This is a genomic window from Actinomyces wuliandei (assembly GCF_004010955.1).
Taxonomy (GTDB): domain Bacteria; phylum Actinomycetota; class Actinomycetes; order Actinomycetales; family Actinomycetaceae; genus Actinomyces; species Actinomyces wuliandei.
In genome coordinates this window covers 333,739-360,117 of record NZ_CP025227.1, presented here as the reverse complement: position 1 = coordinate 360,117, position 26,379 = coordinate 333,739, and the positions used below count along the sequence as shown (strand labels likewise).

Sequence of the window (26,379 nt, the reverse complement as noted above, 5' to 3'; positions counted from 1 at the left end):
GGGTAGTGACAGAGGGGTCGTGACAGGAGGGCCGCAAAGGCCACGCCCTGCCCGCCCCGCAGGCCAGGGGGACTGATGCCCTAGACTCCCCGGGTGCGTAGAAGGAGGCAGGCGGTGGCACCTGCGGCAGAGCCAGCGACCGTGCGGGTCCTCCGCCAGGTCCGTCACCGGGTCCTCGGATCGCCCCTGACCGAGGAGCTGGGACGGCTGGCCCTCCTGGTCGCCGCCTACGTCTCCCTGACCGACGCGGGCTCGTGGGTCTTCAAGCTGGACTCCTACGTCTACTACGCCGCCGTCGAGCAGTGGCAGGACGGCGGCGACCTCTACCGCTGGTACGCCAACCCCGACCAGCAGCTGTGGCCCTTCACCTACACCCCCCTGGCCGCGTGGCTCCTCGTCGCGCTGACCGGCCTCACCTACGAGTGGGCCACCGCCCTGCTCGTGGCCGCGACGCCCGCGTGCGCCGCAGTGACCGCCTGGGCCGTCCTGCACGCCCTCCGGGACCGGCCACCGTCGGGAGGACCACCCTCCTCTCCCCCGTCCCGCCCACCCTCCCGGGCGCCGGGAGCCAGCCCACCGGGTGACGCGCGGCTCCCGCACCCCCTGTCTGCCCGGGAGGCGCGCAGCCTGGCCCCGTGGCTGGGGCTCCTGGCACTCATGGTCCTGGAGCCCTTCCCCAAGACCATGGAGTACGGACAGGTCAACGCCGTGCTCATGGCGCTGGTCGCCGTGGACGTGCTGGTCCTGCCAGAGGGGTCGCGCTGGCGCGGGGCGCTCAGCGGGCTGGCTGCAGCGGTCAAGCTGACCCCGGCGGTGGCCGTCCTGGTCTTCCTGGCGGGCAGGCAGTGGCGAGCCGCCATGACCATGGTGGCCTCCGCAGCCGGGACGACCCTGCTGGCGGGCCTGGCCAGCCCCGGGGAGACCTGGGACTTCTTCACCTGGGCCATGTGGGACACCGGCCGGGCCGGGTTCCGCGACTTCTCCGGCAACCAGAACATCCAGGGTGCTGTCGCCCGGTCGCTGCCCGAGTCGTTGTGGAGCCCCGCCTGGGCGCTGGGCGCGGCCCTGGCGGTCCTGGGCGCCTGGATGCTGTGCCGCCGCCTGGACGCCCTGGCGCCAGCGGCGCCGACAGCCACAGCACCATCCACGCCGACGGCCATACCGACGGCCACGCCGACCATCATGAGGAGCAGCGCGCTGCCGACGTGGGCACCGACCCGGAGCCTGGTCGTGACCCTCCAGCTGAGCGTGGTCATGGTGCTGGGGCTGATTGTCTCCCCGATCTCCTGGTCGCACCACTGGGTGTGGGCGCTGCCGGCGCTCATGGTGCTGGCAGCCGCAGCCCGCCGGTGGCGCTCCCCGGGCCTGGCGACCGCAGCCGTCGCGGGAGCCGTCGTGTTCTTCCTGGCGGCGCACTGGTGGTTCCCCGAGCAGAACCACGTGGAGCAGGACTGGCCCGCCTGGGCCAAGCTGGTGGGATCGAGCTACACCTGGTGGGCGCTGGGAAGCGGCGCCGCCCTGTGGGTCGCCTCTGGTCGGGTGCTGAGCCTCCGACGCAGCGGCACCGACAGGAAGATCTTCCCCCGGGAGTCAGGAGAATCAGTCTGCCCCTAGGATGCCACCTGTGCCTGTGCCTTTCTCCGCTGTCCCCCGCGCCGTCGAGGACCAGTTCCACCGCGACCTGATCCCCGTGCTCAGACGCCGGGGATGGCGCCCCCGCGTCATCCCCTACGACGGCTACGGCACTACCTCGGGCTCGGCAGGAACCCCCATGGTGCGGGTCCTGGCCCGGATGGTCATGCGCCCCAAGGACGCACCCAGCGAGGGGCCGCTGCTCAGCTCCCTGCCTGAGACACTGCCTACCACTGCGGCCCAGGCCCGTGACATGGCCGTCACCCGCCTCATGGAGGCCCAGCGCGGGTGGCGCCTGTTTATCGACGCCCCCGTCCCCTACCTGCCGGTCACGGTGCACGCCGGGGCGACCAGCGTGCGCACCCGGGCGGACCGCAGCGGCTACGTCGACGTCGTCGTGCGCGGCCACGACCTGGAGCCGGGCTGGCACACGGTCGAGATCGACGCGGCGGGAGCCGGGACGGTCCACGCCCGGGTGCTCGTCGTCCCGCCCGGTCCCCGGCTGGGGATCGTCTCCGACATCGACGACACGGCCATGGTCAGCCACGTGCCCCGCGTCCTGGTGGCCGCGTGGAACCAGCTGGTGAAGTACACCTCCTCACGCGAGCCCGTCCCCGGGATGGCCGAGCTCTACACCCGGATCCAGGCCAGTCACCCGGGCACACCGGTGATGTACCTGTCCACCGGCGCGTGGAACGTGCTGCCCACGCTGCGCTCCTTCTTCCAGCGCCACGGCTTCCCCGACGGGCCCAAGCTCATGACGGACTGGGGACCCACCAACACCGGGTGGTTCCGCTCAGGCATCGAGCACAAGCGCACCGAGCTGCGCCGCCTCATGATCGACCTGCCGGAGGTGTCCTGGCTGCTGGTCGGCGACGACGGCCAGCACGACCCCCTCATCTACGGCGAGGCGGCCCGGCACCACTCCGACCGCGTCCGGGCCGTGGCTATCAGGAGGCTGACCCCGGCACAGCAGGTGCTGGCTGGCGGCCTGGCTGTCCCCCAGATGGGGATCAACCCCGAGTCGCCCACCCTCGCGGAGGCTGACGTCCCGGTCGTCGTGGGAGCCGACGGCTATGACCTGGCCAGGCGGCTGCCTCCCGAGCTGGTGAGCGGGTGCTGAGGCAGACGCTCCCGGCACAGCGCCCAGGGAGGTGCCCGGTCGCAGCAGGAGGCACGTGGCGTGGACGGTCGACTGGACGGTCGGCCCACGGCCACAGGTGCCGGGAGGACTCACACCACTGTGCCGACGAGGCTGCCGATCCCCCAGGTCACCCCCATGGCCAGCGCCCCACCAGCCACGACCCGCACCACGGCACGTCCCGCCGAGGCGTGCCCCAGCAGGGCAGAGACCCAGCCGGTCAGCGCCAGGCCCACCAGCACTGCCACCACGGTGAGCGGCACGTCGAGCGGGGGCGGGACCACCAGGATTGCCAGCACCGGGAGGGCAGCTCCCAGGACGAAGGCCAGCGCCGAGGCCACCGCCGCAGCCCAGGGGCTGGTGTAGTCGTCCTCCCGCAGACCCGGGCCCGCTTCCAGGTGGGCGGCGACGGCGTCGTGGGCGGTCAGCTCGCGGGCTACCTGGAGGGCCGTGGCCGCGCTCAACCCCCTGTCCTGGTAGCGGGAGGCCAGGTCAGCCAGGCCCGAACCAGGGTCGCGGGCCAGCCCAGCCCGGATCCGGCTGACCTCGGCCCGCTCGGTGTCGGCCTGAGTCGATACCGACACGTACTCCCCGGCCGCCATGGAGACCGCACCAGCCAGGACACCGGCGACCGCCGCCGTGAGGATCACCCGGGTCGCGCCCGGGTTGGCGGCGGCGACCCCGACGACGAGCCCGGCCACCGACACGATGCCGTCATTGGCCCCCAGCACCCCGGCACGCAGCCAGTTGAGGCGCGAGGCCAGCTGCGAGGCCTGCGACACCTGGTTCGACGTGGGTGTGCCCTCCAGGTCGTGCTCGGCGTGCTCGCTGCGCCCGCCGGGCGCCACAGTCTCAGAAACCCTCATAGCACTATGGTAGAAATGATAAGTCGCCTTGTATAGCAAAGGTAAACTTACCTTACAAAGGCTCGGCTGCCCTCGTCTGGCACTGCCGGGCACCCGGTGGGAGCGGGTGCAACGCGGTAGGCTGGGGCAGGGCGCACAGGAGGCGCCCACCCAGCCGAGCGGCTGGCCCGCCCCCGGCGGACACAGGCGGCCATCGGCACCTGTCCAGCCACAACGAGCCCAGGAGGCACGCATGGCCACAAAGATCCCCTTCGCTATCGGACTGGGCGTCGGCTACGTCCTGGGGGCACGGGCGGGACGCGCCCAGTACGAGCGCATCAAGGCCACAGCGGCCCGGGTGGCCGAGCAGCCCTTCGTCCGCCAGCGGATCGACACCGCCTCCGCCCGGGTCAGCCAGGCGGTCCGAGCCCAGGGTGAGGCCGTGACGGACAAGATGGCCGACGCCGTCAAGGACAGGCTCTTCGGCCCCTCCTCAGCAGGCCCCTCCTCCACGCCGTCAGCCACCTAGGGACCCACGTACCCAAGCGCGCCCAGCCGACCCAGGACGGCGTCAACGCAACCACCACCGGGAGGTGCTGTCCAGGCTGCTTACGGCTTCCCGAAATCCTGGTTGCGGTCGGTGTGCGTCAGCCGGGAGGATCGCAGCGTGCGCCCACCTCGCTACGCCCCGCCAAAGGACCTCAGCCCCTACGCCTGGCTGTCGGTTGGCGCCGCAGTCACGACCATCACCCTCAAGGGTGCGGCCGCCTGGCTGACCGGGTCCGTGGGTCTGCTCTCCGACGCGGCGGAGTCCGTGGTCAACCTTGTCGCCGCCGTCACCACGCTCGTCGTCCTGCGGATCGCGATCCGCCCGGCCGACGACGACCACCAGTTCGGCCACTCCAAGGCCGAGTACTTCTCAGCCGCTGTCGAGGGCGTCATGGTCTTCGCCGCCTCCACCCTCATCGTCGTCTCCGCGGTGGAGCGGCTGGTCTCCCCCCGCATGCCCGATCAGCTGGGGACGGGGCTGGTGGTCTCCGTCGTAGCCTCCCTCGTCAACGGGGTCGTGGCCTGGGTCCTGTACCGCAAGGGCCGTCAGGAGCGCTCTGCGGCCCTGGTCGCCGACGCCAGGCACCTGGCCACCGACGTCACCACCTCGGCGGCTGTCCTGCTCGGGGTGGGCCTGGTCGCTGTCTTCCGCGTCCCGGTCCTCGACGCCGTCGTGGCCCTGCTGGCGGGTCTCAACATCATGCGCACCGGGCTCGCCCTGGTCAGGGAGTCGGTGGCCGGGCTCATGGACGCGGCCCCGTCCGCACAGACACTGGCGAGGGTGGACGGCGTGCTGGAGCGCTACCGTCAGCCAGGCACCATCGACTTCCACGCGGTGCGGGTGCGCGAGGCGGGCTCACGGCGCTTCATGGACCTGCACGTGCTGGTCCCCGCAGCCTGGAACGTCAAGCAGGGCCACGACCTCACCGAGCGGCTCATTGACGACCTCGTCGCGGCCGACCCCATCCTGCGGGTCTCCGCGCACCTGGAGCCCATTGAGGACCCCAAGTCCTACGAGGACGTCGCCGACGTCTAGGGCCGGCTCGCGAGCAGCGCTCGCGGACAGCGCCCGGTGCCGGGTCCTGGTTGCCGACTCCCAGCCGGTCCCTCGTGGTTTGTGAGGTGGTCTTCCTCGGTGCCCGCAGGTGGCCTCTCCCCCGGTTTCCCCCGGTTTGCGAGGTCGGGGTACGCCGTGCGAGTCCCCGGCGCTCGGCTGGCGTGCCCCGGGCTCGCATGTCATTGACGGCCTGAGGCTCGCAGGCTGCCGGTGTTCTCTGTCCTGGCTCGTGCGGTCTGCGGCCTGTGGGGCGCGTGCGGCCGTGCGGGCCTAGCGGCCTAGGCCTCGGTTGTGCTTCCGGTTTCTGGTGGGGGTCTGGCGTGGGGTGGGGGGCTGCTGGGTCGTCTGGGTGGCTTGGGTGGTGATCCTGGCCAGGACCTCCTCGCGGGTCAGGGGCCGGGGCGGCTGGCCCGTCCGGGACGGTCTGTCTGTGGTGGGGCCTGTCCGGGTGGTGCCTGCCTGGGGCGGCCTGTCTGCCTGGGGCTGTGCTGGTGGTACGCGTGCGGCGGTGGTGGGTGGGTGGGTGGCCTCGCGCAGGCGGGCGGTGCGGGAGAGGTCGGTCCCGGTGGGTGCCTCGCGTGCGGCCCGGGGCTGGGAGGGCTGCTGGGCGCGAGTGTCCTGGCTCATCTGCTGGACGCGGGCCTTGATGTTGGCCAGGACCTCCTCGCGGGTGGTCTTGTGGCCCGGCCCGGGCGTGGTGGTGCCCGTGTGGGGTGGCCCGGGCGTGGTGGCGCCTGTGTGGGTGGTGCCCGGCTGGGGCGGCTGGCTGGTGGTGGGCTGGCCTGGTCCCGGCTGCCCGGCCCCGGGCCGGGTCGTGGCCGAGAGCACGGGCTCCTGTGCCCGGGCGGGTGGTGGGTGCCAGGGTGGGTGGCCTGCGGCGATGGTGGCGGCGACGTGGGCGGGGGTCCAGGGTGGCCCCCGGGGGCTGGTGGCACTCACCTGCTCGCTGGTTCTGGGCTCCAGGTGCGCCTGGCCGTGGCGCAGGTCCTGGGCCAGGGCCGGGGAGGCGGTGAGCACCGCGCGCAGGAGGAGGCGCACGTGCGCCCTCTGGTCGGCTGGGACGGCCAGGGCGGCCTGCTCCAGGACCGTGGCCACGGGCCTGCCCTGGCCGCCGATGGAGGAGCTGACCACCCCGTGGCCCAGGGAGGGCCACCCCTCGGTGGTGGTGGCGGGCTGGGAGGGGCCGTAGGTGACCTGGTCGGACTCGTGGAGCACCACCAGCGCCCGGTCCACCTCAGCCGTCCTGGCGCGCGCGTCCTCCCGGGAGAGGTGGTGCACGTGCACCAGGTCGCCCACGACCTTGTCCATGAAGAGTTTTTTATCGTTGCGGGTGCTGGTGGAGGTGGGTTGGCGTCCCTGTGCCCTGTAGGCGCGGATGCCCTCCAGCAGGCGCTGCGCGCTGAGCAGGGACAAGGCGGAGAGCTGTCGGTCGAGCTGGCGGGTGAACTCCCTGGCCAGCTCCTGGGTGGAGTGGTGGTGGCCGGTGTGGAAGAACACCTCCACCGGCACCCGCGAGTGCCACCCCAGCGGGCTGGCCGGGGCAGCCACGGCCCCCTCCCACACCAGCACCCCCTCCCGCCCGCGCGGCCCGGGGTGAACATGCCAGACGCCACCAAGGCGGTACCCGCGCCCCCGCCACCGCCGCGGCCAGGGACCTGACCACCACCACCGCTGTGGTCGGGGGCCGGGCCACCCCCGCCGCCGTGGCCGGGGGCAGCGCCACCACCGGGCACACCGCCGCGGCCTGCGGGACCAGCAGTGGCGGTGGTGGGGGTGGGTGGGCGCCCGCGCCCGAGCCAGCGGGGCCGGCCCCGCCAGCGCCCGGCCCCCACGACCCCACCCCCGGCCCGCCGGGGCCACCAGCACCGCCCGGGCCGCCCGCCCCCTCGTCGCTGCCGCTGCCGCCGGTGGCTCCGTTGCCCCGGCTGGGGCCAGCACCTGCGGCGATGCTGGCGGCGACCTCGGCCGTGGCGGCGGAGAAGTCCTCCACCAGGGTGTGCTCCTGGGCCTGGGCCAGAAAAGTGAGGTGCGCGGTGGCGTCCTCGATGCCGACCTGGCTGGTGCTGGCCCACCCGGTGAGGCAGTAGGCCGGGGTCAGCCCGTAGACCTGCCCGGCCCCCAGCACCCCCAGGTTCTCGATGGCCCAGTCAGCCACCAGAACCCCGGTGTCGTCGTCATCAAAGATGTCCTCCGACGCCGAGACCAGGGTGGTGGCGCCCTTGCGCTCACGCATCACCGGGTCGGCCATGTCCCTGGCGTGGCCCGCGTAGGGGCGGACCCGCCCCAGGGTGGGTGTGAGGGTCAGGGCGGGTCCGGAGACCTCCCCCCACAGCCTCATGGTCCCTGTCGCGGAGCGGGCCAGGCACCACCACCGCTGGCTGGGGAACGGCACAGGGGTGCCCTCCAGCCAGGCCTCCACCACCGGCGCCCACTGGAAGGGGTCGGTGAACCACCACCGCCCCTGCCCGAAACCATCGAAGCCGAACCTCTCCCACAGGTGCAGCACCGAGGCAGGCAGCACCCCACCAAAGTAGCCCACGTGCTCCTCCGTGGCCGGGGCACCCACACCCATCGGCGACCACCCCCGCAGCCTCAGCGCCTCCTCCATACGTGCGTCCACCCACTCCGGGGTCGCGTGCAGCCACCCCTGGTACCACTCCTCCTCGCTCATCCGCATAAACCAAACCGTAACCCCCACCACACCACCGCCACAACCCCCAGACCCAAGCCCCACCCCAGGCACCCCCAAGACAGCGGCGCCCCCAGAAGCCCCGCCCCCGCAGCCGGGGGCCGACCCACCGGGCACGCCGCCGCCTGCGGGACCAGCGGCGGGGGCCGTGGGGCGCCCGCGCCCGAGCCAGCGGGGCCGGCCCCGCCAGCGCCCGGGCATCAGGACCCTGCTCCCGGGGCGGGACCGGTACCACCAGGGCCGCCGGGGCCACCACCCCCGCCCGGACCGCCGCCTGTCCCGGCGCTGCCGCCGGTGCCCGGGCCGCCTGCGGCGATGGCGACGGCGACCTGCGCGGCGGCGGAGAAGTCCTCTAGCTCCGCGTCCATCGCCGAGTCCACCCACTCAGGCGTGGCGTGCAGCCCTGTCCTCCCCGGTTTGCGAGCCCGGGGTACGTTGTGCGAGGCCCCGGCGCTCGGCTGGCGTACCCCAGACTCGCAAACCGGCACAGGAGGCGTGGTAGGCAGGAGGCGTGGCAGACACGAGGCCTGGCCCCAGAGCGGCGACGTCGCACGTCCCCCAGCTCACGACCACAGTCCACGGCCAACACCACCCGGCGCCCCAGTTTCTTTATTCTTCGTTACATGTCAGACTCAACCCTATGAATGCAACGCGGCTCTCCAGGTCGGCGCCGTCACTGCGCCAGCACCCGGCACGACGACCGTCATCTCCCCCCTTCTGGCGCCGACCGGGCCACCTGGTCCTGGAGACCTGCGTGGAGGACGTGGAGGGAGTTCGCATCTCCGCAAGAGTCGGGGCCGACCGGGCAGAACTCGGGGAGAACCTCACCGCCTCCGGCACCACGCCGTCGATCGGCACCGTGGAGGCAGCCATCTTCGCCGCAGCGGAGCAGGTCGAGGAGCGCCGCACGCGCCTGGGAGCGCACTGGGCACAGACGGCCCAGTCGGCGCCCTTCGGGCTGCGCGTCCTCATCAGGCCGCGCGGAGGCCCCTACGTCTACAACTCCGACGAGGGACGGGCCATGATCGCTGACGTGCGGCGTATCGCCGCCCTGGCGCGGGAGATGGGGGAGTTCACCCGGCCCCAGGTGGTGGCGGGCGCGGGCACGCACCTGCCCCCCGCCGTCGAGCTGGGCTTCGTCGTCGGGGCGCTCACCGACGACGGCGCCGTGGACCGTGGGCTGGTGCGGCTGCTCGTGTCCATGGCTGACGGCGCCCCCGTCACCTTCCACCGCGCCTTCGACCAGTGCCGGGACACGGTGGAGGCCTACGGCGACCTGGGCGGCCTGGGCGTGGACTACGTCCTCACCGCTGGTGCCTCGGCGCCCCGGGATGAGTCGAAATCCCGAAAGGAGTCGGAGTCCCGGGAAGAGGCTGCCGCCATGATCGCCGGGCTGGTGTCCACCGGCGGCCCCACCGTCATCGCGGCCACAGGCGGGGTGGGCGTAGGCCCGGAAGGCCTTGCGTCCCTGGTAGCGGCAACCGGCGTGCGCGAGGTGCACATGCGCTGCCCCTGCAAAGGGGTCGGCCCGGGCGAGCCGCAGCGTACCGACCAGGAGATGGTACGCCGCGCCGTGGAGGCGGCCCGGGCCGTCACCCTGCCGCCGCGCGCGTGAGCCGGGGCCCGCAGGTGGGGTCGCCCGCCCCGGGACGGGGGACGACCCCACACCCCTGAGACCGCCCAGACGGTCCCTCCTGCCTCAGGAGCCCTCCGCCTGCTCTGCCGCCCGCACCTGCGCGGCCGCCTGGACCAGGTTGCGCAGGGAGGCCTGCACCTCCTCGTAGCCGCGCGTCTTGAGCCCGCAGTCCGGGTTGGCCCACAGCCGCTGCGCCCCCAGGGCCGCCACCGCACGCTCCAACAGCTCGACGCACTCCTGGGTGCTGGGCACGCGCGGGGAGTGGATGTCCCACACCCCCGGCCCCAGCTGGCGCTCAAACCCGTGCTGGGCCACCGCAGGCAGGATGTCCATGCGCGAGCGCGAGGCCTCGATGGAGGTGACGTCGGCGTCCAGGTGGTCCACGGCGTCGATGACGACGTCGAACTCCGAGTAGCACAGGTGGGTGTGGACCTGGGTGGCCGGGGCGGCCCCGCCGGTGGCCAGGCGGAAGGACCCCACCGACCAGGCCAGGTACTCCTCCCGGTCGGCGCGGCGCAGGGGCAGGGTCTCGCGGATGGCCGGCTCGTCGACCTGAACGACCCCGATCCCGGCCGCCTCCAGGTCGGCTACCTCGGCGCGCAGGGCCAGGCCGAGCTGGTCGGCCACCTGGGAACGCGGCACGTCGTCGCGCACGAAGGACCAGGCCATGATGGTCACCGGGCCGGTGAGCATGCCCTTGAGCGGCCGCTCGGTCAGCGACTGCGCGTAGGAGGACCAGGCCACCGTCATCGGCGCGGGGCGCACCACGTCACCCCACAGGACGGAGGGACGGGTGCAGCGCGACCCGTAGGACTGGACCCACCCGTGCTCGGTGGTGGCAAAACCGTCCAGGAGCTCGGCGAAGTACTGGACCATGTCGTTGCGCTCGGCCTCGCCGTGGACCAGGACGTCCAGGCCGATCTCCTCCTGGAGACGCACTACCGAGGCGATCTCGGCGCGCATCGCCTCCTCGTAGGCGGCCTGGTCGAGCTCGCCGCGCCGGTAGGCGGCACGCGCCCGGCGGATCTGGGAGGTCTGGGGGAAGGAGCCGATAGTGGTCGTGGGCAGGACGGGCAGGCCCAGACGCGCCTGCTGGGCTACCTGACGCTCGGCGTAGGGGGCGCGGGTGCGGTCCGCCTCGGTGACCGCAGCCACCGCCTGACGGACCTCCGGCCGACTGACCCCCGGGTGGGCGGCACGCTCAGCCCGCAGACGGGCGTCCTCGGCCAGCTCGGCGGCCACCGCCTCACGCCCCTGTGCCAGCCCCCGGGCAAGCACCTGCACCTCACCCACCTTCTGGTCGGCGAAGGCCAGCCAGGAACGGATCTCCGGGTCAAGGGAGGTCTCCCGCTCGACGTCGTGAGGCACGTGCAGCAGCGAGGTGGAAGTGGTCACAGTCACCGGCGTGCCCGGGGGCAGGGCGTCACGCAGCCGCTCCAGGGTGGTCAGGGCGGCGTCCAGGTCAGTGCGCCAGATGTTGCGCCCGGAGACCACCCCGGCCGCCACAGCCTTCCCCTCCAGGGCCGCCAGGTCCGCTGGCGCTGGCAGGTCCCCGGCCACCAGGTCCAGGCCGACTGCGTCCACGGGCGTGGCTCCCAGGACGGGCAGGGCCTCGCCCAGGGAGCCGTAGGAGCCCGCCACCAGCAGGCGGGGCCGCTCCACGACCGCCCCCAGCCAGGTGTAGGCGTCACGAACGGCCTCCAGCACCCGGGTGCGCTCCACGGCCCAGGAGTCGCTGGCCAGGGCGGGCTCGTCGAGCTGGACCCACTGGGCGCCAGCCTCGTACAGGTCCATGAGGAGGTGGCCGTAGGCGTCGATGACGTCGCCCAGGCGGTCCAGGGGGGTGAAGCCGGGGGCGGCGTCGTCACTGGGCTTGGCCAGCAGCAGGTAGGTGACCGGGCCGACGACGACCGGGCGCGGGAGGGTGCCTGCGGCCACGGCCTCACGCACCTGGTCGGCGAGGCCGGTCGTGCCAGCGGCAGCCGAGCCGACATAGCGAATGGGGGTGTCCTGGTCGATCTCGGGGACCAGGTAGTGGTAGTTGGAGTCCAGCCACTTGGTCATCTCCAGGGCGGGTCGGTCTCCCTCCCCACGAGCCAGTGTGAAGTAGCCGTCCAGGTCCAGGCCGCCGTGCTCGTCGCGCAGGTCGCGGAAGCGGGCGGGGACCGCACCCAGGGCGGCGGTGACGTCGAGGACCTGGTCGTAGAGGGTGGAGTCGGCCGGGACGGCGGAGGGGGCGTCCAGGCCCAGGGCGGCCAGGCGGGTGCGGGTGGCCTGGCGCAGGCTGGCGGTGGCCTCACGCAGGTCCGCAGCGGTGGCAGTCCCCTTCCAGTAGGACTCCACGGCGCGCTTGAGCTCGCGGTCGGGGCCGATGCGTGGGTAGCCGAGGACAGTAGCCGCAGGCAGCGGGGCGGGTGCGGTGGGCTGGGTAGCAGAGGCGCTCATGAGGGTCTCCTTGCGGGGCGGGGTACGAACGAGGATGCGGTGGGCGGCGCCCGGTAGCGGGCAGGCGACGAGGACAGCGGCCCGGGGCAGGGGCGGCGCGGGAAGCGCGTCGGCAGGTGTGCCTCCCCGGGAGTCGCCGGGAGCGGTCTCCAGGGAGCCGGTGCGCAGAGCCGACCAGCGCAGTGCTCAGGGCGGGTCAGCAGCACTGTCTCAGTGCTGCCTGCCACTGTTCGGCACTGCTGGGGCTGCTCTCCTGGTTCCGGGCGTCCGGGCGCGGCGGCGTCAGGTCCTCGCCGCCCCGGGCATTCGGTCACCGGGGGCAGGCGTGGTTCGCGGCGCGAGCGCACCCGGGACGTCGGTGCTGGGTAGCCTGAGCAGCATCGCCTCTCCATCGGTCGTGGCGGAAGCACCCTGCCGGGGCGGGTTGCTGCGGCGTCACCGAGCCACGTCTCTCAGCCGCTCTGGATAGAAGGTCCGGACCGGACCTAACTGGACCGGGCAACCCTACCCCAGCCGCGCCGACCACGGAGCCGCGTCCGGACAGTGGACAGTGGTGGAGGGGTGACCGGTCAGCTGACGGGGCGGATCAGTGCAAGCGCGCCGCACGGGCCCGGTAGTAGACATAGGCAGCCGCGACAAGGACTGACAGCCCGGCAGCACCCCGGACGTGGGGGACAAAGTTCAACACCGGCAAGCCGTTCACCTCGGTAGGCCACGCCGTGTACACCCACGGGACCGACACCGGCACGTCAGCGACAAGGACGACAAGAGCGGCCCCGACGCACAGCAGGAACACACTACAGGCACCGAGAACAAGGCCGGCCACGACCAACGAGGCCGCCCGGAGGACAGAGGACATGAGCACCTCCTTGTCACCTCAGTGACATGACATGAGCGCCAACCGCCCTTCCATGGTAACACCGCAGCATCATTACCTCGGGCAGCCCCGACGGGCAGCCCCGGTTCCGTCTCTATGACAGGGAGACAGTCTGCGCTCATATACGTCTCGTCCCCCACGGTCGTCCCCACGACCCGGCTCTGCCCACCCAACAGCCCCCTCCCTACCAGGCAGAGGGGCGCCGGTCCCCGCCGGGAGTGGCGTTGAGGTAGGCCAGGTCCACCTCGTGCTGGGTCTCCAGGTCGGGCTCCTGCCCCCGGAAGATCCCTCCCAGGCGCAGGTGGGAGACGACGTCGAGCGCGGGCCGGGTCCGGTTGAAGGTGTAGAGGTGCACGCCGGGGGCACCGCCGTCGAGCACCTGGGTGGCCAGGCGCAGGGTGGCGTCGATCCCCGCCGCCACGGCCTGGGCACCCTCGGCCCGGCTCAGGGTGGCGCTCAGGTCGGCCGGGACCCGCACGCCGGTCAGCGACTCCAGGCGGGTCAGGCGGCGCAGGTCGGTCAGGGGGATGATGCCGGGAAGGACCGGCATGGTCACCCCGCTGTAGGAGGCGGCGCGCGACAGCGACAGGTAGTCCTGCGCGTCGTAGAAGACCTGGGTGATGGCCATGTCGGCACCCGCCTCCTGCTTGGCGGCCAGGACCTCCACCTCAGCCCCCAGGTCCTCGCAGGCGGGGTAGGCGGCCACGGCCACCTGCAGGTGCCGGGCGCCGTCACCGAAGTACTCGTCCTCGACCTCGCGGATCACGCGTACCAGGTCGCTGGCGTAGCGCAGCTCACCGGGGACGTCGCTCGCCCTGGTCCCGCGCGGAGGGTCGCCCCGCAGCGCCAGGAAGCGGCGCACCCCCAGGCCCAGGAAGAGGCGCACGATCTCCACCACGTCGCGCCTGCGGTAGCCGATGCACGTGAGGTGGGCCATGAGCGGCACCCGGCTGGTGGCCAGCACGTGGGTGACGACGTCCTCAGCCGGGTTGTGCTCCCGCACCGCACGCACCCCCGGGCCGCCGTCAGGGTCGGGCGCGAAGGTGGGCCGGTAGGTGACCGAGACGAAGTCGGGGAGCACCCCCAGCAGCCGGTCCAGCGCCCCCCACGTCTGCGAGGCGTGGACGCCGGGGCGGGGAGGGAAGAGCTCCAGGGACAACGAGGGCAGCCCCGCCGGGGCCGGCGCGGCACCGACGGCACCTGGGGACGCAGCCCGCTCGGGCGCGAAAGACCCCGCTGCGGGTAGGGGTGGCCCGGTCACGGGAGCCCGGTCTGCGTCATGCTGGTCCAGTCGGTCCAATCGGTCCATGGTGCGGTCCTCCATCGGTCCTGGCGGAAGCACCCGGAGTGGGTTGCTGCGGCGTCACGGAGCCAGGTCTCTCAGCCACTCTAGATGGAACAGCCCAAGGGTAGACGAGCCCTGCCAGCGCCGTCACCAGGTCCGGTATCCAGGACACGGCCAGGAGCGCCGCTGCCACGCGTGCTGCACATCTTCAGCGCCCACTTGCCAGTAGCAACGCGGCACCCTTGCAGGAACTCCGCGGATCCGCCTCACACTGGTGCGCTCCAGGCAACCGAAGATGTGCGCAGCAGGTCTTGCTGCACATCTTCAGCGTCTTTCACCGCCGCCTCAGGCATCAGCACACCCGCTTTCCGCATGGTGGCCTCACGGCCACGCACCCGACCTAGCCCAAGATGTGCAGCCACCCCTCGCGCCCCGCCCTGAGCCCGCCAGAGCAGCCACAGGCTCACGCTGGAAGCGCAATTCCCCAGGACGACCTCCGCGACCTGGTGACCCGCGCCAGCTTCTGGCCTAAGCTTGTAGGCATGAGCATGGTGCGTATCGACACCCCGCGCGGTGTCACCCTGGTGGGGTCCTTCGTCCGCCCCGGCGGCACCCCGCCGCAGGTCGGCGAGGACGGCCCGGGCGAGCCCGCCCGCCGGGAGGGCGTGGTGCTGCTGGCCCACGACTTCCTCGCGGACCGCCACGGGGAGCAGGGGCGCCTGGACCTGGTCTCGGCCAGCTACCAGAAGGCAGGCCTGGCCACCCTCAGCATCGACTTCTCCGGACTGGGTGAGTCCGACGACGACGTCATCACCCTGGCCAACGAGGCTGAGGACCTGCGGGCGGTGTCCGGCTGGCTGGCCGAGCGCGGCTACACCCGCCAGGCCATCCACGCCAACGGCTTCGGCGCGACCGCCGCCCTCCTGGCCCGGCCCGAGCAGGTACGCACCGCCGTCCTGGTGGGGGCCGTGGTCGGCCCCCAGTCAGTCCTGTGGGAGCAGGTCTTCTCCCCCCACCAGCTCGACGAGCTCGCCCGCCACGGCCTGACCCGCCTGGTGGACGACAACCCGAACCCGCGCCAGTGGAACGTGCTGAGCAAGGAGACCCTCGCCGACTTCTCTATGCAGGAGCCCCACATCACCATGGCGGAGGTCCCGTGGCCGGTCCTCATGATCTACGGGGCGCTGACCCACGAGATGCCTGACACTGCAGCAGACGCCCAGAAGGGCTTCCCCCTCCTGAAAGACGGCAGCCAGCTGGTGCAGGTGCGCAAGGACCACCCGCAGGAGGCCCAGGCGGAGGTGGCCCGTCTGGGTACCGAGTGGGTGACCCGGCACCTGCGCTGAGCCGCGCCCAGGCGGGCGGCTGGGCGTCAGCCAGGGCCTCGACCTGGGTCGCAATCCGCTGAGCCGCGCCCAGGCGGGCGGCTGCCTCCACCCTGCAGGCCCCGGGCGGCCCTGGCCCACCTGCCTCTCCAGGCTGCGGGGCTCCCCGACGGAGGACCCTGCCTCCGTGGTCCCACACCGTTGTCTAGGCCTCGCCCAGACGGACCACAACGGCCCGGTGGTCCGTCTGGGGCAGCGTGAGGACCTCGCCTGACTGCCCCGCCCAGGCGGAGGTGTCCACGAGGACATGGTCAATGGTCGCCCCCAGGAGCCTGGTCCCGGTGTGGGTGGGCCAGGTCGCCAGGCCACCGATGCCCGCCTGCTCCCCCGCGCTCGTGCAGCCGTGCAGGTCACGCAGCAGGGCGTGGTCGCGGGTGGCGTTGAAGTCGCCGACCATGACCAGCCCCTCGGGCGGGTCCTGGCACAGGGCGGCTACCGTGGTCAGCGAGGACCTCCACTCCCCCATGAGCCCCGGCACCGGCGGGTAGGTGTGCACCCCGGTGATGACAGGCCCCGACCCGTCCACAGGCTCCAGCACGACCATCCCACGCCCCGCGCCCGAGGCTCCCTCCGTCTGCCGGTAGGCCCCCAGGCGCTCGGAGACGAGGACCGTTGTGGCACGCACCGGGTCGACGCCGTGCTGCGCCCCTGAGTCGTCGTCGGCGCCGTCACCGTCCTCGTCGTTCCACCCGTAGGGCGGGCTGACTGCGGTGTAGACCGTCAGCTCCCCGACCGCGCCCCGCAGCAGCCCTGCCAGCTCCTCACCGTAGGCGGCTGTCGTCTCCGGCAGGACGACGACGTCGGCCTGCACGGCCCGGGCAGCCTCGGCCACGTCTCGCACGGGTGTGCCCTCCCGCTCAGTGTTGAGGGACATGACGGTGACGGCGGCCTTGTCCGAGGGGGAGTCCGAGGTATCAAGGGGTTGCAGGGACATGCCGCGCCCCAGGAGGACGCCTCCGTGGGCGAGGGCGACAAGGACAAGGACCAGCCCGAGGGCACCGGTGCGCAGTCCGGCACGGGACGAGGAGGGTGTCGGCACAGCGCGGGACCGGGCCATCCTGCGCCGCAGGAGGGCAGCGACCAGCAGGAGGAGGCCCGGGAGCCCCCACCCGAGCGTCACGAAGGTGCGCAGTGCCACGACCTGGGCGACAAGGGGCTGCATGGTCAGAGGAGGACGCAGGCTCACCAGCGCCACGGCTGCCGCGAGCCCGACCACGCCCCATCCCAGTGCCCGAAGGTAACGACTCATGCACGACATTCAACCAGAGCTCGTGAGAAAGTCCCGGCAGCGGGAGGACCACGCGCAGTGGCCGCGGTCTCACGGCCGCCCCAGGACAGCCCCTGGGCCAGCCGCCCCCGCCCGCCTTCCGCCTGAGCGCCCTGAGGCGGAAGGAGACGTGCTGGCCCACCTCAGACGCGGGCGCGGATACTCGCAGTGCATCAACCACGAGCCACGCGGGCCAGGAGCCGAGCACAGTCATCGGCCAGCTACTGGGCACGGCCCCTGTCCGCGTCACGGAGCCAAGCCATGGACAGCACACTGACCGACCTCATCACCGACGACCGTGTCGTCATCCGCCAGCGGGCCTGTGGCTGGCGCCAGGCCATCACGCTCGCCGCCGAGCCGCTGGTGGCCGACGGCTCCGTCTCACGTGCCTACGTCCGCTCCATGATCCGCTCCGTGGAGACATACGGCCCCTACATCGTCCTGGCCCCCCACACCGCCCTGGCCCACGCCCGCCCCGACGGCGAGGTCCACCGACAGGCCATGAGCCTGCTCACCCTGTCCGAGCCTGTGGTCTTCGGCCACGAGGACAACGACCCGGTGTCCCTCGTGTTCTGCCTGGCAGCCGTAGACAGCGCCTCCCACCTGGCAGCCCTGCAGCAGTTCGTGTCCCTGGTCACCGACGTCACACGGCTGAGGCTCCTGGTCGCAGCGAGAACCGTCACCGAGCTCCAGCAGGCCCTCCGCCACGGGCACGGCTCACCCACCACGGCAACGACAGCCACCGGCAGCCAACGACAAAGGAGTACCTGACATGGCACGTTCCGCCCGCACGGCCGACACACCCAGGAAGCCCGACATCTACTTCATCTGCGGGGCCGGCCTGGGCTCCAGCCTCGCCTGCCAGATGGAGGCCGAGGAGGTCCTCCGCCAGGCCGACCTGCCCGCCAACCTCCACCACGACGGAGTCTCCGGCCTGCCCGGTGTCCAGGCCGACATCATCGTCTCGGCGGAGAACTTCCGACCTGTGATCGAGAAGCACGGTCCCGACCCCTCGATCACCCTCGTGTTCCTTCACAACGTCGTGGACAAGGAGGAGATCCGCGACCGGCTCGTCCCCGTCGTCACAGCGTTTGTCACAACGTTGCGGGACGGCCGCCGTGACCAGGGCGCTCACAGGTCACCGGGTACCGGGCCGGGAACGGTCCTCTCCGAGGCCAGCACGTCCGCCACCCCGCCCTCCACGACCCAGGAGCCCCGGCCATGAGCGCCCTGGGCTGGGTCATCTCCAACATCTTGACCCAGGCCGGGATCGTCATCGCCCTCATCGCGATGCTCGGCCTGGTCCTGCAGGGCAAGGGGGTGGGTGCCACCGTCGTCGGCACCTTCAAGACCCTTCTGGGCTTCTACGTCCTGGCCGCCGGCTCGGCGATCCTGGTGGACACCCTGACCTACTTCGGGACCGTGTTCCAGGCAGCCTTCAACATGACCGGTGTGGTGCCCAGCATTGAGGCGGTCAACGGCTACGCCACCAACAACCTCCACCTGGGCGGCCAGATCGCCCTGGCCTTCCTGGGGATCTTTGTGGTCAACATCCTCCTGGCCCGCCTCACCCCGTGGAAGTACATCTTCCTCACCGGGCAGGCACTGCTGTGGATGGCCACCATGACCGTGGTCCTGGGGCACACCGCCGGGCTGCGCGGCTTCTGGCTCATCGCGGCCGCCAGCCTGGTGGGCGGGGCCTTCGCGGTGGGTATGCCCGCCGCCGCCCAGCCGGTCGTGCGACGGATCACCGGCAACGACGCCATCGCCCTGGGGCACTTCTGCACCATCGGCTACCTGGTCGAGGCCGGGGTGGCCTGGCTGGTGCGCAGGCGGGGCACGGACAGGCAGCCCTCCACCGAGGAGGTCACGCTGCCCCGCTCCCTGGAGTTCCTCCAGGACACCTACATGTCCCTGGCGGTGGTCATGGTACCGCTGTACCTCGTCACCGCCGCCTTCGCCGGCGCGGGTCCCGTGGCCGGACAGACCGGGGACATGAACCACATGGTGCACGCCTTCATCCAGGCGGTGCAGTTCGTGGTCGGCGTCTACATCCTCATGGCCGGCGTGCGCCTCCTGCTGGGAGAGATCGTCCCCGCCTTCCGGGGCATCTCCATGAGGCTGGTGCCCGACTCCAAGCCGGCCCTGGACTGCCCGGTCCTGTTCCCCTACGCGCCCAACGCCGTCGTCGTCGGCTTCATCACCACGACCGTCGGCACCGTCATCGCCATGCTCGCCCTGCCCGCCCTCGGCTTCGCCGTCATCGTGCCGGGCATGCTCACCAACTTCTTCGCCGGAGGCACGGCGGGGATCTTCGGCAACGCGGTGGGAGGCAGGAGGGGGGCGCTGGTGGGCGGGATCGTCCACGGGCTGTTCATCACCCTGCTCCCCGCCCTCCTGGTGACCACCTTCCTCAACCTGGGCTTCCCCAACCTGTCCGCCACCGACGTCGACACCATCATGGCGGGGCTGGTCTTCGCCTACGTCATCGGCCCGGTCATGCGGGCCTTCTGAGAGGAGGAGACCATGGGACTGGGAAAGAGACTGGGAAAGAGGTCGTGGGGGCGCGGGGACCGCAAGGGTCGTGTGCCCCTGGAGGAGCACGGGGTCGCGACGCCCGGTGAGGAAGGCGGTGCCGCCGGTACCGGCGGTGCCGCAGCAGCCCCGTCGCCGTCACCGCCAGTCCCGCCACAGCGCGAGGCCGAGCTGCGGGCCACCATTGCCTCGCTGACCGACCAGCTGGAGGCGCTGGGTGGGGCGGGACCCGCCCCAGCACAGGAGACAAGCGCCCTGTCCCAGGAGCCGAGGGGGCAGGACCAGGAGCCGACAGGGCCAGGCCAGGCAGTCGGCACCGGCCCGGGCAAGGGCCCGGCCGGCACCAGCGGGACTGACCAGCGCGTCACTGTCCTCAACGAGCTGGGTGCCGCCTGCGCCGAGCTGGGGGACGCCGAGGCTGCTGTCGCCCACTACGAGGCCTCCATGGCCCTGCACGAGCAGTTCGGTCCCGCCTACAGCGGGCTGCTCACCCTGTACAACAACATGCTCCGTCAGGCCGCCGCCCTCAAGGACGACGGCGGCGTCCGGCACTGGAGCTCCAAGATCGACGACCTGACGGCCCTGTCCAAGCGCGTCATGCGCTCACGGTACTGACCCGGTACTGAGCCAGCACTGGCCACGCGTCGGCGAGAGCGCCACCCCGGCACCGTCGGCTGGTGGCAGGCGGCTGCCGTCCGGGGAGGAGCCCGGAGGCAGCCGCCGGACCTGAGACCCCCGTGAAAGGACCCCCATGTACGTATCCATGACCCCGATGCTGGCCGAGGCGGCCGCCGTGGGCTACATGGTCGGCGCGTTCAACGCCCACAGCCTGGAGATGGTGCCACCCATCATCCGGGCGGCCCGCGACCTCGGCGCCCCGGTCATCGTCCAGACCTCTCCGGGCACCGCCCGGTACGTCGGCATGCGCAACCTGGTGGCCGTGTGCCGCTCCATGGCGGAGGACGAGGTCGTCGACGTCGCCCTCCACCTCGACCACGCCACCAGCCTGACCGACATCCGTGACGCCGTGGAGGCGGGCTACTCCTCGGTCATGTTCGACGGGTCCCTCATGACCGTGACCCGCAACGTGGCCACCTCACGCCGCGTCATCGACTACGCCCGCAGCCGCGGCGTCTCCGTGGAGGTGGAGATCGGCACCATCGGCGGGACCGAGGAGGGGGTGAGCAGCACCGGGGGCCTACGCACCCAGCCCCAGGAGGCCGTGTGGTTCCTGGAGCAGGTGGACGCCGACGCCCTGGCCGTGAGCATCGGCACCAGCCACGGCCAGTTCCGCTCCACCACCGACATCGACCTCGACCTGCTCGCCCGGATCCACCAGGTCGTGGACCTCCCCCTGGTCATCCACGGCGGCACCGGCGTGGACGAGACCGACTACCCCTCCCTGAGCGCCAACGGGGTGCGCAAGTTCAACGTCGGCACCGAGCTCCTCGTGGGCTGGACCCGCCAGGCCCAGGAGCAGTTCGCAGCCACCGAGGTCAGCACATCCCTGCGCCGCAGCATCGAGCCGTGCAACGACGTCGTCCGCGATATCGTCGCCCACAAGATCAGCCTGTTCCTGGGTGAGACCCGTGAGCCGCAGTGAGGCCAGTAAAGGCAGTAAAGCCAGCAAGGCCGGGGGCACGCTTATCCTCGTGGCAGGCCCCCCGGGCACCGGCAAGAGCTGGCTGGCCCGCCTGGTCCTGCGCCACCTGGAGGAGCACGTCCTGGCCTCGGGCCAGCGCTGCCAGCAGGTGTCGCTGGACCAGGTCAAGGAGCGGCTGTGGGACCGCCTCGGCTTCTCCGGGCCGCAGGAGAAGGCCCTGCTGGACCAGGAGGCGCTGAGGGAGTACGCGCGGGCTGTCGGGGCAGCCATGGGGCACAGTCGTGTGGTGGTCTCCGACTACCCTTTCAGCAGCAGGCAGCGCGGCCTGCTGTCACGCCTGTGCTGCCAGCACAGGTTCACCCCCCTGACCGTGCGTCTCGTGGCCGACGCCGACGTCCTCTACGAGCGCCAGCGGCGCCGTGACCTGGAGGCCTCCCGGCACCCGGGCCATCTGCTGACCTCCTACCGTCCGGGGCGGGTCCTGTCCGACCGGACCGAGGCCGACGCGCTGGTGTCCCGGGAGGAGCTGGCCCGCCGCTGTGCCGAGCGCGGCTACTCCTCCTTCACGCTCGGACAGACGCTGGAGGTCGATGTCAGCAACCTTGATGCCGTGAGCTACCCGGCCGTGCTGGCCTGGGTGGAGGAGCGGCTGAGGGGGTAGCGAGGCACGTGGCACGGTTCAACGACATCATCCCCATCCTGGAGGGCTCTCCCGGCCACCGCGTGCCTGCGGCCCGGATCGCGCGCCGCCTGGGTGTGTCCACACGCACCGTGCGCAGCTACGTCTCTGCCGCCAACCGCCGCTACGGCAACGTCGTGACCTCCACCAGGGCGGGCTACAGCCTGGACTCCGAGGCCTGGGAGCGCGCGGGAGCCACGGGGCGCCGCGCCTCCCGCCCGGGTGACGGGCCCGTTGAGCGGCTCGCCCACCTGCTGCGTCTGCTCATGACCACCAGTGGCGGCCTCAGCGTGTTCGGGCTGGCGGAGGAGCTCTGCGTCTCGGAGTCCACCATTGAGTCCGACCTGACCCGTGCCCGGGTGCTCCTTGCCCAGTCCGGCCTGCGCATCACCCGCACCGGTGAGACGGTCCGCATGGAGGGCGAGGAGGTGGCCCAGCGCCGCCTCATGCGCGGCCTCCTCACCGGGGCGGCGGTCAGCCACCGCCAGGTCATCGACATTGAGGAGGTGGCCCGCCAGCTGGACGAGCCCACGCTGCCCGGTCTCAGGCAGCGGATGATCTCGGTGCTCAGCGACGTCGACCTGGTGGTCAACGACCGCACGGCCGACGAGCTCGTGGCCCACATCGCCGTCATGGTGGAGCGCGTACGTGCCGGCCACACGATCACCTGGCTGTCCGGTGCCAGCGGCCAGGCGGTGCTTCGCCCCATGTCCCAGGCGGTGGGCAGGCTCGTGGAGGAGCAGTTCGGCATCCACCTGCCCGACCAGGAGATCACCTACCTGGCCCTGCTGCTCCTGGAGAAGGCGGCACCTGCCCACCCCGAGGAGCGGCCCCGGCCCGAGGTGCAGGTGTTCCTGGAGCCCCACTACGTCAGGCTCGTCTCCGACATCGTGAGCAGGGTCAACGACAACTACCTCATCGACCTCAGCGACGAGCGGTTCATCTCCTTCCTCGCCCTGCACGTGCGCCGCCTGGTCGACCGTGCCTACCAGCACAGGCCGGCCCCGCTCCCTGCCGGGCAGTCGGTGAAGAACACCCACCCGCTGGTCCACGAGCTCGCCGTGTTCATCGCCCACCAGGTCGAGCGCGGCACGGGGGTGGAGGTGGCCGAGGACGAAATCGGGTTCCTCGCCTTCCACGTGGGCGGACGCCTGCTATCCATGCACGAGCGTGACGACCAGGTGGACGTCACGCTGGTCCTCCCCCGCTACTACGACGCCGGGGACGTCTTCCGCCAGGCGGTGGAGCAGGTTCTGGCGGGCAGCGGCAGGGTGGGACGAGTGGTGGCCGACCTGGATGAGGTGGACGGGGCCGACGAGGCAGGCACGGGGAGTGCCGACGCCGGGGCCGGGTGGCCGGTCGGGGCAGCCGGGAGCGTGCGTGCACGAGGCACCGACCTGGTGGTCGTCGCTGGCACGGCCCGGCCGTTCTCCCGGCCCTTGGCACGCCCCCGACGACAGCAGCCCAGGCCTGTCGTGGTACGCACCGGGCTCCTGCCCTCTCACGAGGACCTGGAGCGGGTCCGCTCCGCAGTCGCCGACGTCGCCGCTGGTCGCAGGCGCCTTGAGGTGGCCTCCTGGCTGGCTGCTGTCATGGACCCGAGCCTGTTCCTGCGGGTCGAGGGCGGGGGCCAGCGCGACGACGTGCTGCCCCTCATGGCTCAGACCCTGGTCTCCCAGGCGACGGTGGGTGAGGGGTTCCTGGAGCAGGTCATGGAGCGTGAGCGGCTGTCGAGCACGGCCTTTCCCTCCGGGGCGGCCCTCCCCCACACCATCGAGATGACGGCCTCCAGGTCCGCCGTCATGGTGTGCCTGGCACGCCGCCCCGTGAACTGGGACGGGACCCCGGTGAGGCTGGTCGCCCTGCTGTGCCTGTCCGAGGACAGCCGCACCACCTTCGGCGACGTGTTCGACAACCTGGTCCACGCCCTCCTCGACAAGGAGGTGGTGACCCGCCTGGCCGCGTCCACCTCCTACGACGAGCTCATCCAGGCAGTGCTGGAGGTGGTGCAGGCCGGTCCCAGGCCGCGAGGTGCGTCGCCCCCGGAGCCATGACCCGCCACGGCCTGCTCCGACAGGAGGGACCGAAGGAAGCGTGGAGCACCTGGAAGGTCTGCCGGACCGGGGAGGACGGGGCAGTCCGGCGCGTCGGGTCCCTGGACCTGCTGGTCTCAGCCCGGATACAACAGTTCTCCTACGCGTCAGAGTGGCTGGAGCACGGCTTCGCGCTCGGCCGGGCGCAGCCTGGAGCAACTGCTTGACATGGACTGGGGGGCTGGCCCGGGGCGAGGTCCTGCGCCTGGTGACCCGGGTGGCGCAGGTGGCGCGCGGCACGTGGGACCGGGCGCCCAGGGGGCTTCGGCCTTGACGCCGGGACCGCCGCCGCCTGCCACCGTCGCGTTGAGGAGGACTGCGACTTCGGCGCCGTCCTGGACGGCAGCGACCCGAGGCTCACCAGCTGAGGTGTTTGACACGCCCGCCTGGCGGTGCGATCGCGGGCCAGTGGGGGCTGGCCGCGGGACCGGTTGCACGCTCACCTTTTCGGACAAGAGACGAGGACCGCGCGATTCCGCGGATCTCGGCCTAGGGTGTGACCGACGTCCGGCACTCCCATGTGCATCAAGGATCTCGTTGCACATGGGAGCCTTCCAGGCCCTTCCACCCAGTCTGGCGAAACGGTGTCATTCCGCTGATCCGCACAAGCACGGAGAAAGGTGAGCGTGCCGTTCGCTCCTAGGGCGCAGGCTGCCAGCCACAGGCACCAGGCCAGCGGCTGGCGTCATACCCGACCACGTCAGGTCATACCCCCGGCACGCAGGTAGGCGCGCCTGCGGCTGGTCGGCGGGGCAGTGGCCACGGCGTGCCCGTCAGCCACGAGCTTCCTGAGCACGGGTCTGAGCGCGCCCGTGCTCCTGCCCGTCGCCTGGGCGAGGTCGTGGACAGTCCGGGGCCGGGCCTCATCAAGCAGGGAGAGGACCTCTGCCCGCACCCCGGTCACCCTGCTCACGTCAGCGGCTCTGGCCGCGTCGCGGGCTCCGGAAGTCACACCGTCATGCCTGGCTGCCTGCGTCGTCTCGGTGGCCTCGGGCTCCCCAGCAGCCTCTGCCTCCCGGACGCCAGCCACCACGACATAGGGGCCGTCCCCGGATCCGCTGAGGAGCCCCAGGTCCTTCAGGCGTCCCAGGACTCTGCGGGCGTCGTCAGGGACGAGCCCAAGCGTCTCACCCAGGGATGCCACGCTCACCCGCCTGTCACTGTGGGCCAGGAGCAAGACCGTTGTCTCGCGTCCTGTTAAACGCTCACCCCACCACCCGGGAACCACCTGGTCGGACCGGCTGGGCCGATCGAGCCGGACCACCACCTGCCCCAGATTGGACCCAGAGTAGTCGGGGGCAGGGAGGTTGCTCTCACGCATGGCTGCGACCATGCGCGGCACACCAGAGCCCTGGTTCTCGCACAGCACCCCGGCGCCGTCCGCGCGAGGTACCAGCGTAAGCAGGCGGGCCAGGTCCGGGTTGCGGGAGTCGGAGCGCCCCTCGCTGACGTTGTGCACGGAGCGGGTCCCGTAGAAGCCGCCCGGACTGGCGACCTCCACCCGGTCCGGGTAGACGTCGACGGCGACCTGCTGCCCCAGAGCCTGCTGGCTGTAGTCACGGTGGGTGACCGCGTTGGTGACCGCCTCCCGCAGCACCTCCTCGGGGATCTCCAGGACGTCCACCCCGGCCATGCCCTCTACCCGACGGCTGCGCCCCAGGTGGCGCGCCACGGCGTTGACCGCGTCCTCGACGGCCACGGGAAGCGGGCCGTCACAGGTCCGGCGGTCCACGAACCTGACATCACCACGGTGCGACTTGGTGGTCTCAGGGTGGACGGCGACGTCAACCGTCAGCTTCGGAAGGCGCTGCTGAGGGTAGGTGGCCAGGCAGAGGAACCCAGCCAGGGTCGGGACGTCGTCGGCGCCCAGCACACCCAGGCGTCTCAGGGCGCCGCGGACGTCGTCACCCGCCAGGCCGTCCAGCGCGTGGGAGCCGCTGGCCCGGAGCCGAGCCAGCATGCGCTGCAGCAGATCGGGGGACAGCTCCTCAAAAGCAGCACCGGGAACAACTGCACGGTCGGTCCCCTGCGGCTGGTAGGAGGTCTGGAGCATGTAGATCTCGTAGGTGCTCAGGTGGTGGTCGTGATCGTCAACCCGCTTGTAGCTCCCCCTCCCGACCCCCCTGGCGACAATATGACAGGGCAGGTGGACGCCAGGCTGGCCGCGCAGGGAGTAGACCTCCAGGACGACGACGGGCGCACCGTCAACAATGGCACGCTCAATACGATACGCGTCCCCTGGGAGCGGACTGACCTTCGGATCATTCCGCAGGCCCGCTACAAGAGCGTTGACGATCCTGTCCGCGTCGAAGCCCTCGGCGGGCGCAAAGTCCTCGCGCTCGTCCAGGCCGAGGATGATGGTGCCACCGTCAGTGTTCGCAAAGGCCGACACCGTCTCCCACAGGCTCTTGGGCAGCCCGCCAGCGGCCGACTTGACCTCGGTGCGGGCATCATCGCTGCCGTGCGCCCGCATCTGGGCGACCCGCTCAGCCAGCTCCTCATCAGTCACAGGCTCAGTGTCGTCCACTGAGGGCCTCACTTTCTACACTGACAGCCTCAGTGTAGTTCACTGAGGGCCTCAGTTTCTACACTGACAGCCTCAGTGTAGTTCACTGAGGGCCTCAGTTTCTACACTGACGAGCTCACTGCAGCTCACTGAGG

General features: G+C 71.7%; 22 protein-coding genes and 2 riboswitches. Of the genes, 13 read left to right on the top strand and 9 right to left on the bottom strand.

Annotated elements, in window-relative coordinates; genetic code table 11:
• Positions 1 to 114: 114 nt before the first annotated feature.
• Positions 115 to 1,614 (top strand): glycosyltransferase 87 family protein, encoded by a 1,500-nt coding sequence (locus CWS50_RS01510; protein WP_164860043.1) that lies wholly within the window; start codon positions 115 to 117, stop codon positions 1,612 to 1,614.
• A 16-nt stretch (positions 1,615 to 1,630) separates the two neighbouring features.
• The gene (locus CWS50_RS01505) at positions 1,631 to 2,755 is read left to right on the top strand and encodes an App1 family protein (protein WP_127843144.1); all 1,125 of its coding nucleotides are present in this window, start codon (positions 1,631 to 1,633) and stop codon (positions 2,753 to 2,755) included.
• Positions 2,756 to 2,865: 110 nt separating this feature from the next.
• Here CWS50_RS01505 and CWS50_RS01500 read toward each other — a convergent pair whose 3' ends face one another.
• Complete coding sequence (locus CWS50_RS01500; protein WP_127841377.1) at positions 2,866 to 3,639, bottom strand: VIT1/CCC1 transporter family protein; 774 nt, start codon at positions 3,637 to 3,639, stop codon at positions 2,866 to 2,868.
• A 232-nt stretch (positions 3,640 to 3,871) separates the two neighbouring features.
• Between CWS50_RS01500 and CWS50_RS01495 the strand changes: the two genes are divergently transcribed.
• Both CWS50_RS01495 and CWS50_RS01490 read left to right on the top strand, forming a co-directional pair.
• Positions 3,872 to 4,147 carry a YtxH domain-containing protein gene (locus tag CWS50_RS01495; protein WP_127841376.1) on the top strand — a complete coding sequence of 92 codons (276 nt, stop codon included), beginning with the start codon at positions 3,872 to 3,874 and terminating at the stop codon, positions 4,145 to 4,147.
• Between the two features lie 138 nt (positions 4,148 to 4,285).
• Positions 4,286 to 5,203 (top strand): cation diffusion facilitator family transporter, encoded by a 918-nt coding sequence (locus tag CWS50_RS01490; protein ID WP_127841375.1) that lies wholly within the window; start codon positions 4,286 to 4,288, stop codon positions 5,201 to 5,203.
• A gap of 291 nt (positions 5,204 to 5,494) precedes the next feature.
• Here CWS50_RS01490 and CWS50_RS01485 read toward each other — a convergent pair whose 3' ends face one another.
• The 3 genes from CWS50_RS01485 to CWS50_RS13125 form a co-directional block, all read right to left on the bottom strand.
• Positions 5,495 to 6,637, bottom strand: coding sequence for a polymorphic toxin type 15 domain-containing protein (locus tag CWS50_RS01485; protein WP_164860042.1), 1,143 nt, complete (start codon positions 6,635 to 6,637; stop codon positions 5,495 to 5,497).
• Positions 6,543 to 7,901, bottom strand: coding sequence for a GAD-like domain-containing protein (locus CWS50_RS01480; protein ID WP_127841373.1), 1,359 nt, complete (start codon positions 7,899 to 7,901; stop codon positions 6,543 to 6,545). Before CWS50_RS01480 ends, CWS50_RS01485 begins: the two co-directional genes overlap by 95 nt.
• Before the next feature lie 212 nt (positions 7,902 to 8,113).
• The gene (locus tag CWS50_RS13125; RefSeq protein ID WP_206610444.1) at positions 8,114 to 8,281 is read right to left on the bottom strand and encodes a hypothetical protein; all 168 of its coding nucleotides are present in this window, start codon (positions 8,279 to 8,281) and stop codon (positions 8,114 to 8,116) included.
• Between the two features lie 272 nt (positions 8,282 to 8,553).
• Between CWS50_RS13125 and CWS50_RS01470 the strand changes: the two genes are divergently transcribed.
• Positions 8,554 to 9,528, top strand: coding sequence for a copper homeostasis protein CutC (locus CWS50_RS01470; RefSeq protein ID WP_127841372.1), 975 nt, complete (start codon positions 8,554 to 8,556; stop codon positions 9,526 to 9,528).
• 84 nt (positions 9,529 to 9,612) lie between these two features.
• Here the strand turns inward: CWS50_RS01470 and metE are convergent, their stop codons facing one another.
• From metE to CWS50_RS01455, 3 genes are all read right to left on the bottom strand, one after another.
• On the bottom strand, positions 9,613 to 11,994 hold the full coding sequence (metE, locus tag CWS50_RS01465; protein WP_127841371.1) for a 5-methyltetrahydropteroyltriglutamate--homocysteine S-methyltransferase: 2,382 nt from the start codon (positions 11,992 to 11,994) through the stop codon (positions 9,613 to 9,615).
• A gap of 385 nt (positions 11,995 to 12,379) precedes the next feature.
• Positions 12,380 to 12,466, bottom strand: a riboswitch (SAM riboswitch).
• 114 nt (positions 12,467 to 12,580) lie between these two features.
• Positions 12,581 to 12,853, bottom strand: coding sequence for a hypothetical protein (locus CWS50_RS01460; protein WP_127841370.1), 273 nt, complete (start codon positions 12,851 to 12,853; stop codon positions 12,581 to 12,583).
• A gap of 202 nt (positions 12,854 to 13,055) precedes the next feature.
• Positions 13,056 to 14,180 (bottom strand): methylenetetrahydrofolate reductase, encoded by a 1,125-nt coding sequence (locus CWS50_RS01455; RefSeq protein ID WP_127841369.1) that lies wholly within the window; start codon positions 14,178 to 14,180, stop codon positions 13,056 to 13,058.
• Positions 14,181 to 14,188: 8 nt separating this feature from the next.
• A riboswitch (SAM riboswitch) is annotated at positions 14,189 to 14,271 on the bottom strand.
• Between the two features lie 427 nt (positions 14,272 to 14,698).
• Between CWS50_RS01455 and CWS50_RS01450 the strand changes: the two genes are divergently transcribed.
• Positions 14,699 to 15,502, top strand: a complete 804-nt coding sequence (locus tag CWS50_RS01450; protein ID WP_127841368.1) for an alpha/beta fold hydrolase — start codon at positions 14,699 to 14,701, stop codon at positions 15,500 to 15,502.
• 184 nt (positions 15,503 to 15,686) lie between these two features.
• On the opposite strand, the gene CWS50_RS01445 is transcribed toward CWS50_RS01450, so the two are convergent.
• Positions 15,687 to 16,790 carry an endonuclease/exonuclease/phosphatase family protein gene (locus CWS50_RS01445; RefSeq protein ID WP_127841367.1) on the bottom strand — a complete coding sequence of 368 codons (1,104 nt, stop codon included), beginning with the start codon at positions 16,788 to 16,790 and terminating at the stop codon, positions 15,687 to 15,689.
• 279 nt (positions 16,791 to 17,069) lie between these two features.
• Between CWS50_RS01445 and CWS50_RS01440 the strand changes: the two genes are divergently transcribed.
• The 7 genes from CWS50_RS01440 (at position 17,070) to CWS50_RS01410 (ending at position 23,679) form a co-directional block, all read left to right on the top strand.
• Positions 17,070 to 17,579, top strand: coding sequence for a PTS sugar transporter subunit IIA (locus CWS50_RS01440; protein ID WP_127841366.1), 510 nt, complete (start codon positions 17,070 to 17,072; stop codon positions 17,577 to 17,579).
• A gap of 1 nt (position 17,580) precedes the next feature.
• A complete protein-coding gene (locus CWS50_RS01435) occupies positions 17,581 to 18,033 on the top strand; it encodes a PTS sugar transporter subunit IIB (RefSeq protein WP_206610443.1) in 453 nt (150 codons plus the stop codon).
• Positions 18,030 to 19,322, top strand: a complete 1,293-nt coding sequence (locus tag CWS50_RS01430; protein ID WP_127841365.1) for a PTS ascorbate transporter subunit IIC — start codon at positions 18,030 to 18,032, stop codon at positions 19,320 to 19,322. Before CWS50_RS01435 ends, CWS50_RS01430 begins: the two co-directional genes overlap by 4 nt.
• A 12-nt stretch (positions 19,323 to 19,334) precedes the next feature.
• Positions 19,335 to 19,958: a tetratricopeptide repeat protein gene (locus CWS50_RS01425; RefSeq protein WP_127841364.1), complete on the top strand. Its 624-nt coding sequence runs from the start codon at positions 19,335 to 19,337 to the stop codon at positions 19,956 to 19,958.
• A 136-nt stretch (positions 19,959 to 20,094) separates the two neighbouring features.
• Positions 20,095 to 20,946 carry a class II fructose-bisphosphate aldolase gene (locus tag CWS50_RS01420; RefSeq protein WP_127841363.1) on the top strand — a complete coding sequence of 284 codons (852 nt, stop codon included), beginning with the start codon at positions 20,095 to 20,097 and terminating at the stop codon, positions 20,944 to 20,946.
• Positions 20,933 to 21,607 carry a P-loop nucleotide/nucleoside kinase family protein gene (locus CWS50_RS01415; protein ID WP_164860041.1) on the top strand — a complete coding sequence of 225 codons (675 nt, stop codon included), beginning with the start codon at positions 20,933 to 20,935 and terminating at the stop codon, positions 21,605 to 21,607. The genes CWS50_RS01420 and CWS50_RS01415 overlap by 14 nt, the downstream gene beginning before the upstream one ends.
• 8 nt (positions 21,608 to 21,615) lie before the next feature.
• The gene (locus CWS50_RS01410; protein ID WP_127841361.1) at positions 21,616 to 23,679 is read left to right on the top strand and encodes a BglG family transcription antiterminator; all 2,064 of its coding nucleotides are present in this window, start codon (positions 21,616 to 21,618) and stop codon (positions 23,677 to 23,679) included.
• A 739-nt stretch (positions 23,680 to 24,418) separates the two neighbouring features.
• Here the strand turns inward: CWS50_RS01410 and CWS50_RS01405 are convergent.
• A complete protein-coding gene (locus tag CWS50_RS01405) occupies positions 24,419 to 26,227 on the bottom strand; it encodes an ATP-binding protein (protein ID WP_127841360.1) in 1,809 nt (602 codons plus the stop codon).
• Between the last annotated feature and the right edge of the window lie 152 nt (positions 26,228 to 26,379).

Bases quoted from the DNA above. Each gene is read 5' to 3' on its own strand.
- CWS50_RS01500 (WP_127841377.1), bottom strand. From the start codon at position 3,639: ATGAGGGTTTCTGAGACTGTGGCGCCCGGCGGGCGCAGCGAGCACGCC.
- CWS50_RS01495 (WP_127841376.1), top strand. From the start codon at position 3,872: ATGGCCACAAAGATCCCCTTCGCTATCGGACTGGGCGTCGGCTACGTC.
- CWS50_RS01480 (WP_127841373.1), bottom strand. From the start codon at position 7,901: ATGCGGATGAGCGAGGAGGAGTGGTACCAGGGGTGGCTGCACGCGACC.
- CWS50_RS13125 (WP_206610444.1), bottom strand. From the start codon at position 8,281: ATGGACGCGGAGCTAGAGGACTTCTCCGCCGCCGCGCAGGTCGCCGTC.
- CWS50_RS01470 (WP_127841372.1), top strand. From the start codon at position 8,554: ATGAATGCAACGCGGCTCTCCAGGTCGGCGCCGTCACTGCGCCAGCAC.
- metE (WP_127841371.1), bottom strand. From the start codon at position 11,994: ATGAGCGCCTCTGCTACCCAGCCCACCGCACCCGCCCCGCTGCCTGCG.
- CWS50_RS01460 (WP_127841370.1), bottom strand. From the start codon at position 12,853: ATGTCCTCTGTCCTCCGGGCGGCCTCGTTGGTCGTGGCCGGCCTTGTT.
- CWS50_RS01455 (WP_127841369.1), bottom strand. From the start codon at position 14,180: ATGGACCGATTGGACCGACTGGACCAGCATGACGCAGACCGGGCTCCC.
- CWS50_RS01450 (WP_127841368.1), top strand. From the start codon at position 14,699: ATGAGCATGGTGCGTATCGACACCCCGCGCGGTGTCACCCTGGTGGGG.
- CWS50_RS01445 (WP_127841367.1), bottom strand. From the start codon at position 16,790: ATGAGTCGTTACCTTCGGGCACTGGGATGGGGCGTGGTCGGGCTCGCG.
- CWS50_RS01440 (WP_127841366.1), top strand. From the start codon at position 17,070: ATGGACAGCACACTGACCGACCTCATCACCGACGACCGTGTCGTCATC.
- CWS50_RS01435 (WP_206610443.1), top strand. From the start codon at position 17,581: ATGGCACGTTCCGCCCGCACGGCCGACACACCCAGGAAGCCCGACATC.
- CWS50_RS01430 (WP_127841365.1), top strand. From the start codon at position 18,030: ATGAGCGCCCTGGGCTGGGTCATCTCCAACATCTTGACCCAGGCCGGG.
- CWS50_RS01425 (WP_127841364.1), top strand. From the start codon at position 19,335: ATGGGACTGGGAAAGAGACTGGGAAAGAGGTCGTGGGGGCGCGGGGAC.
- CWS50_RS01420 (WP_127841363.1), top strand. From the start codon at position 20,095: ATGTACGTATCCATGACCCCGATGCTGGCCGAGGCGGCCGCCGTGGGC.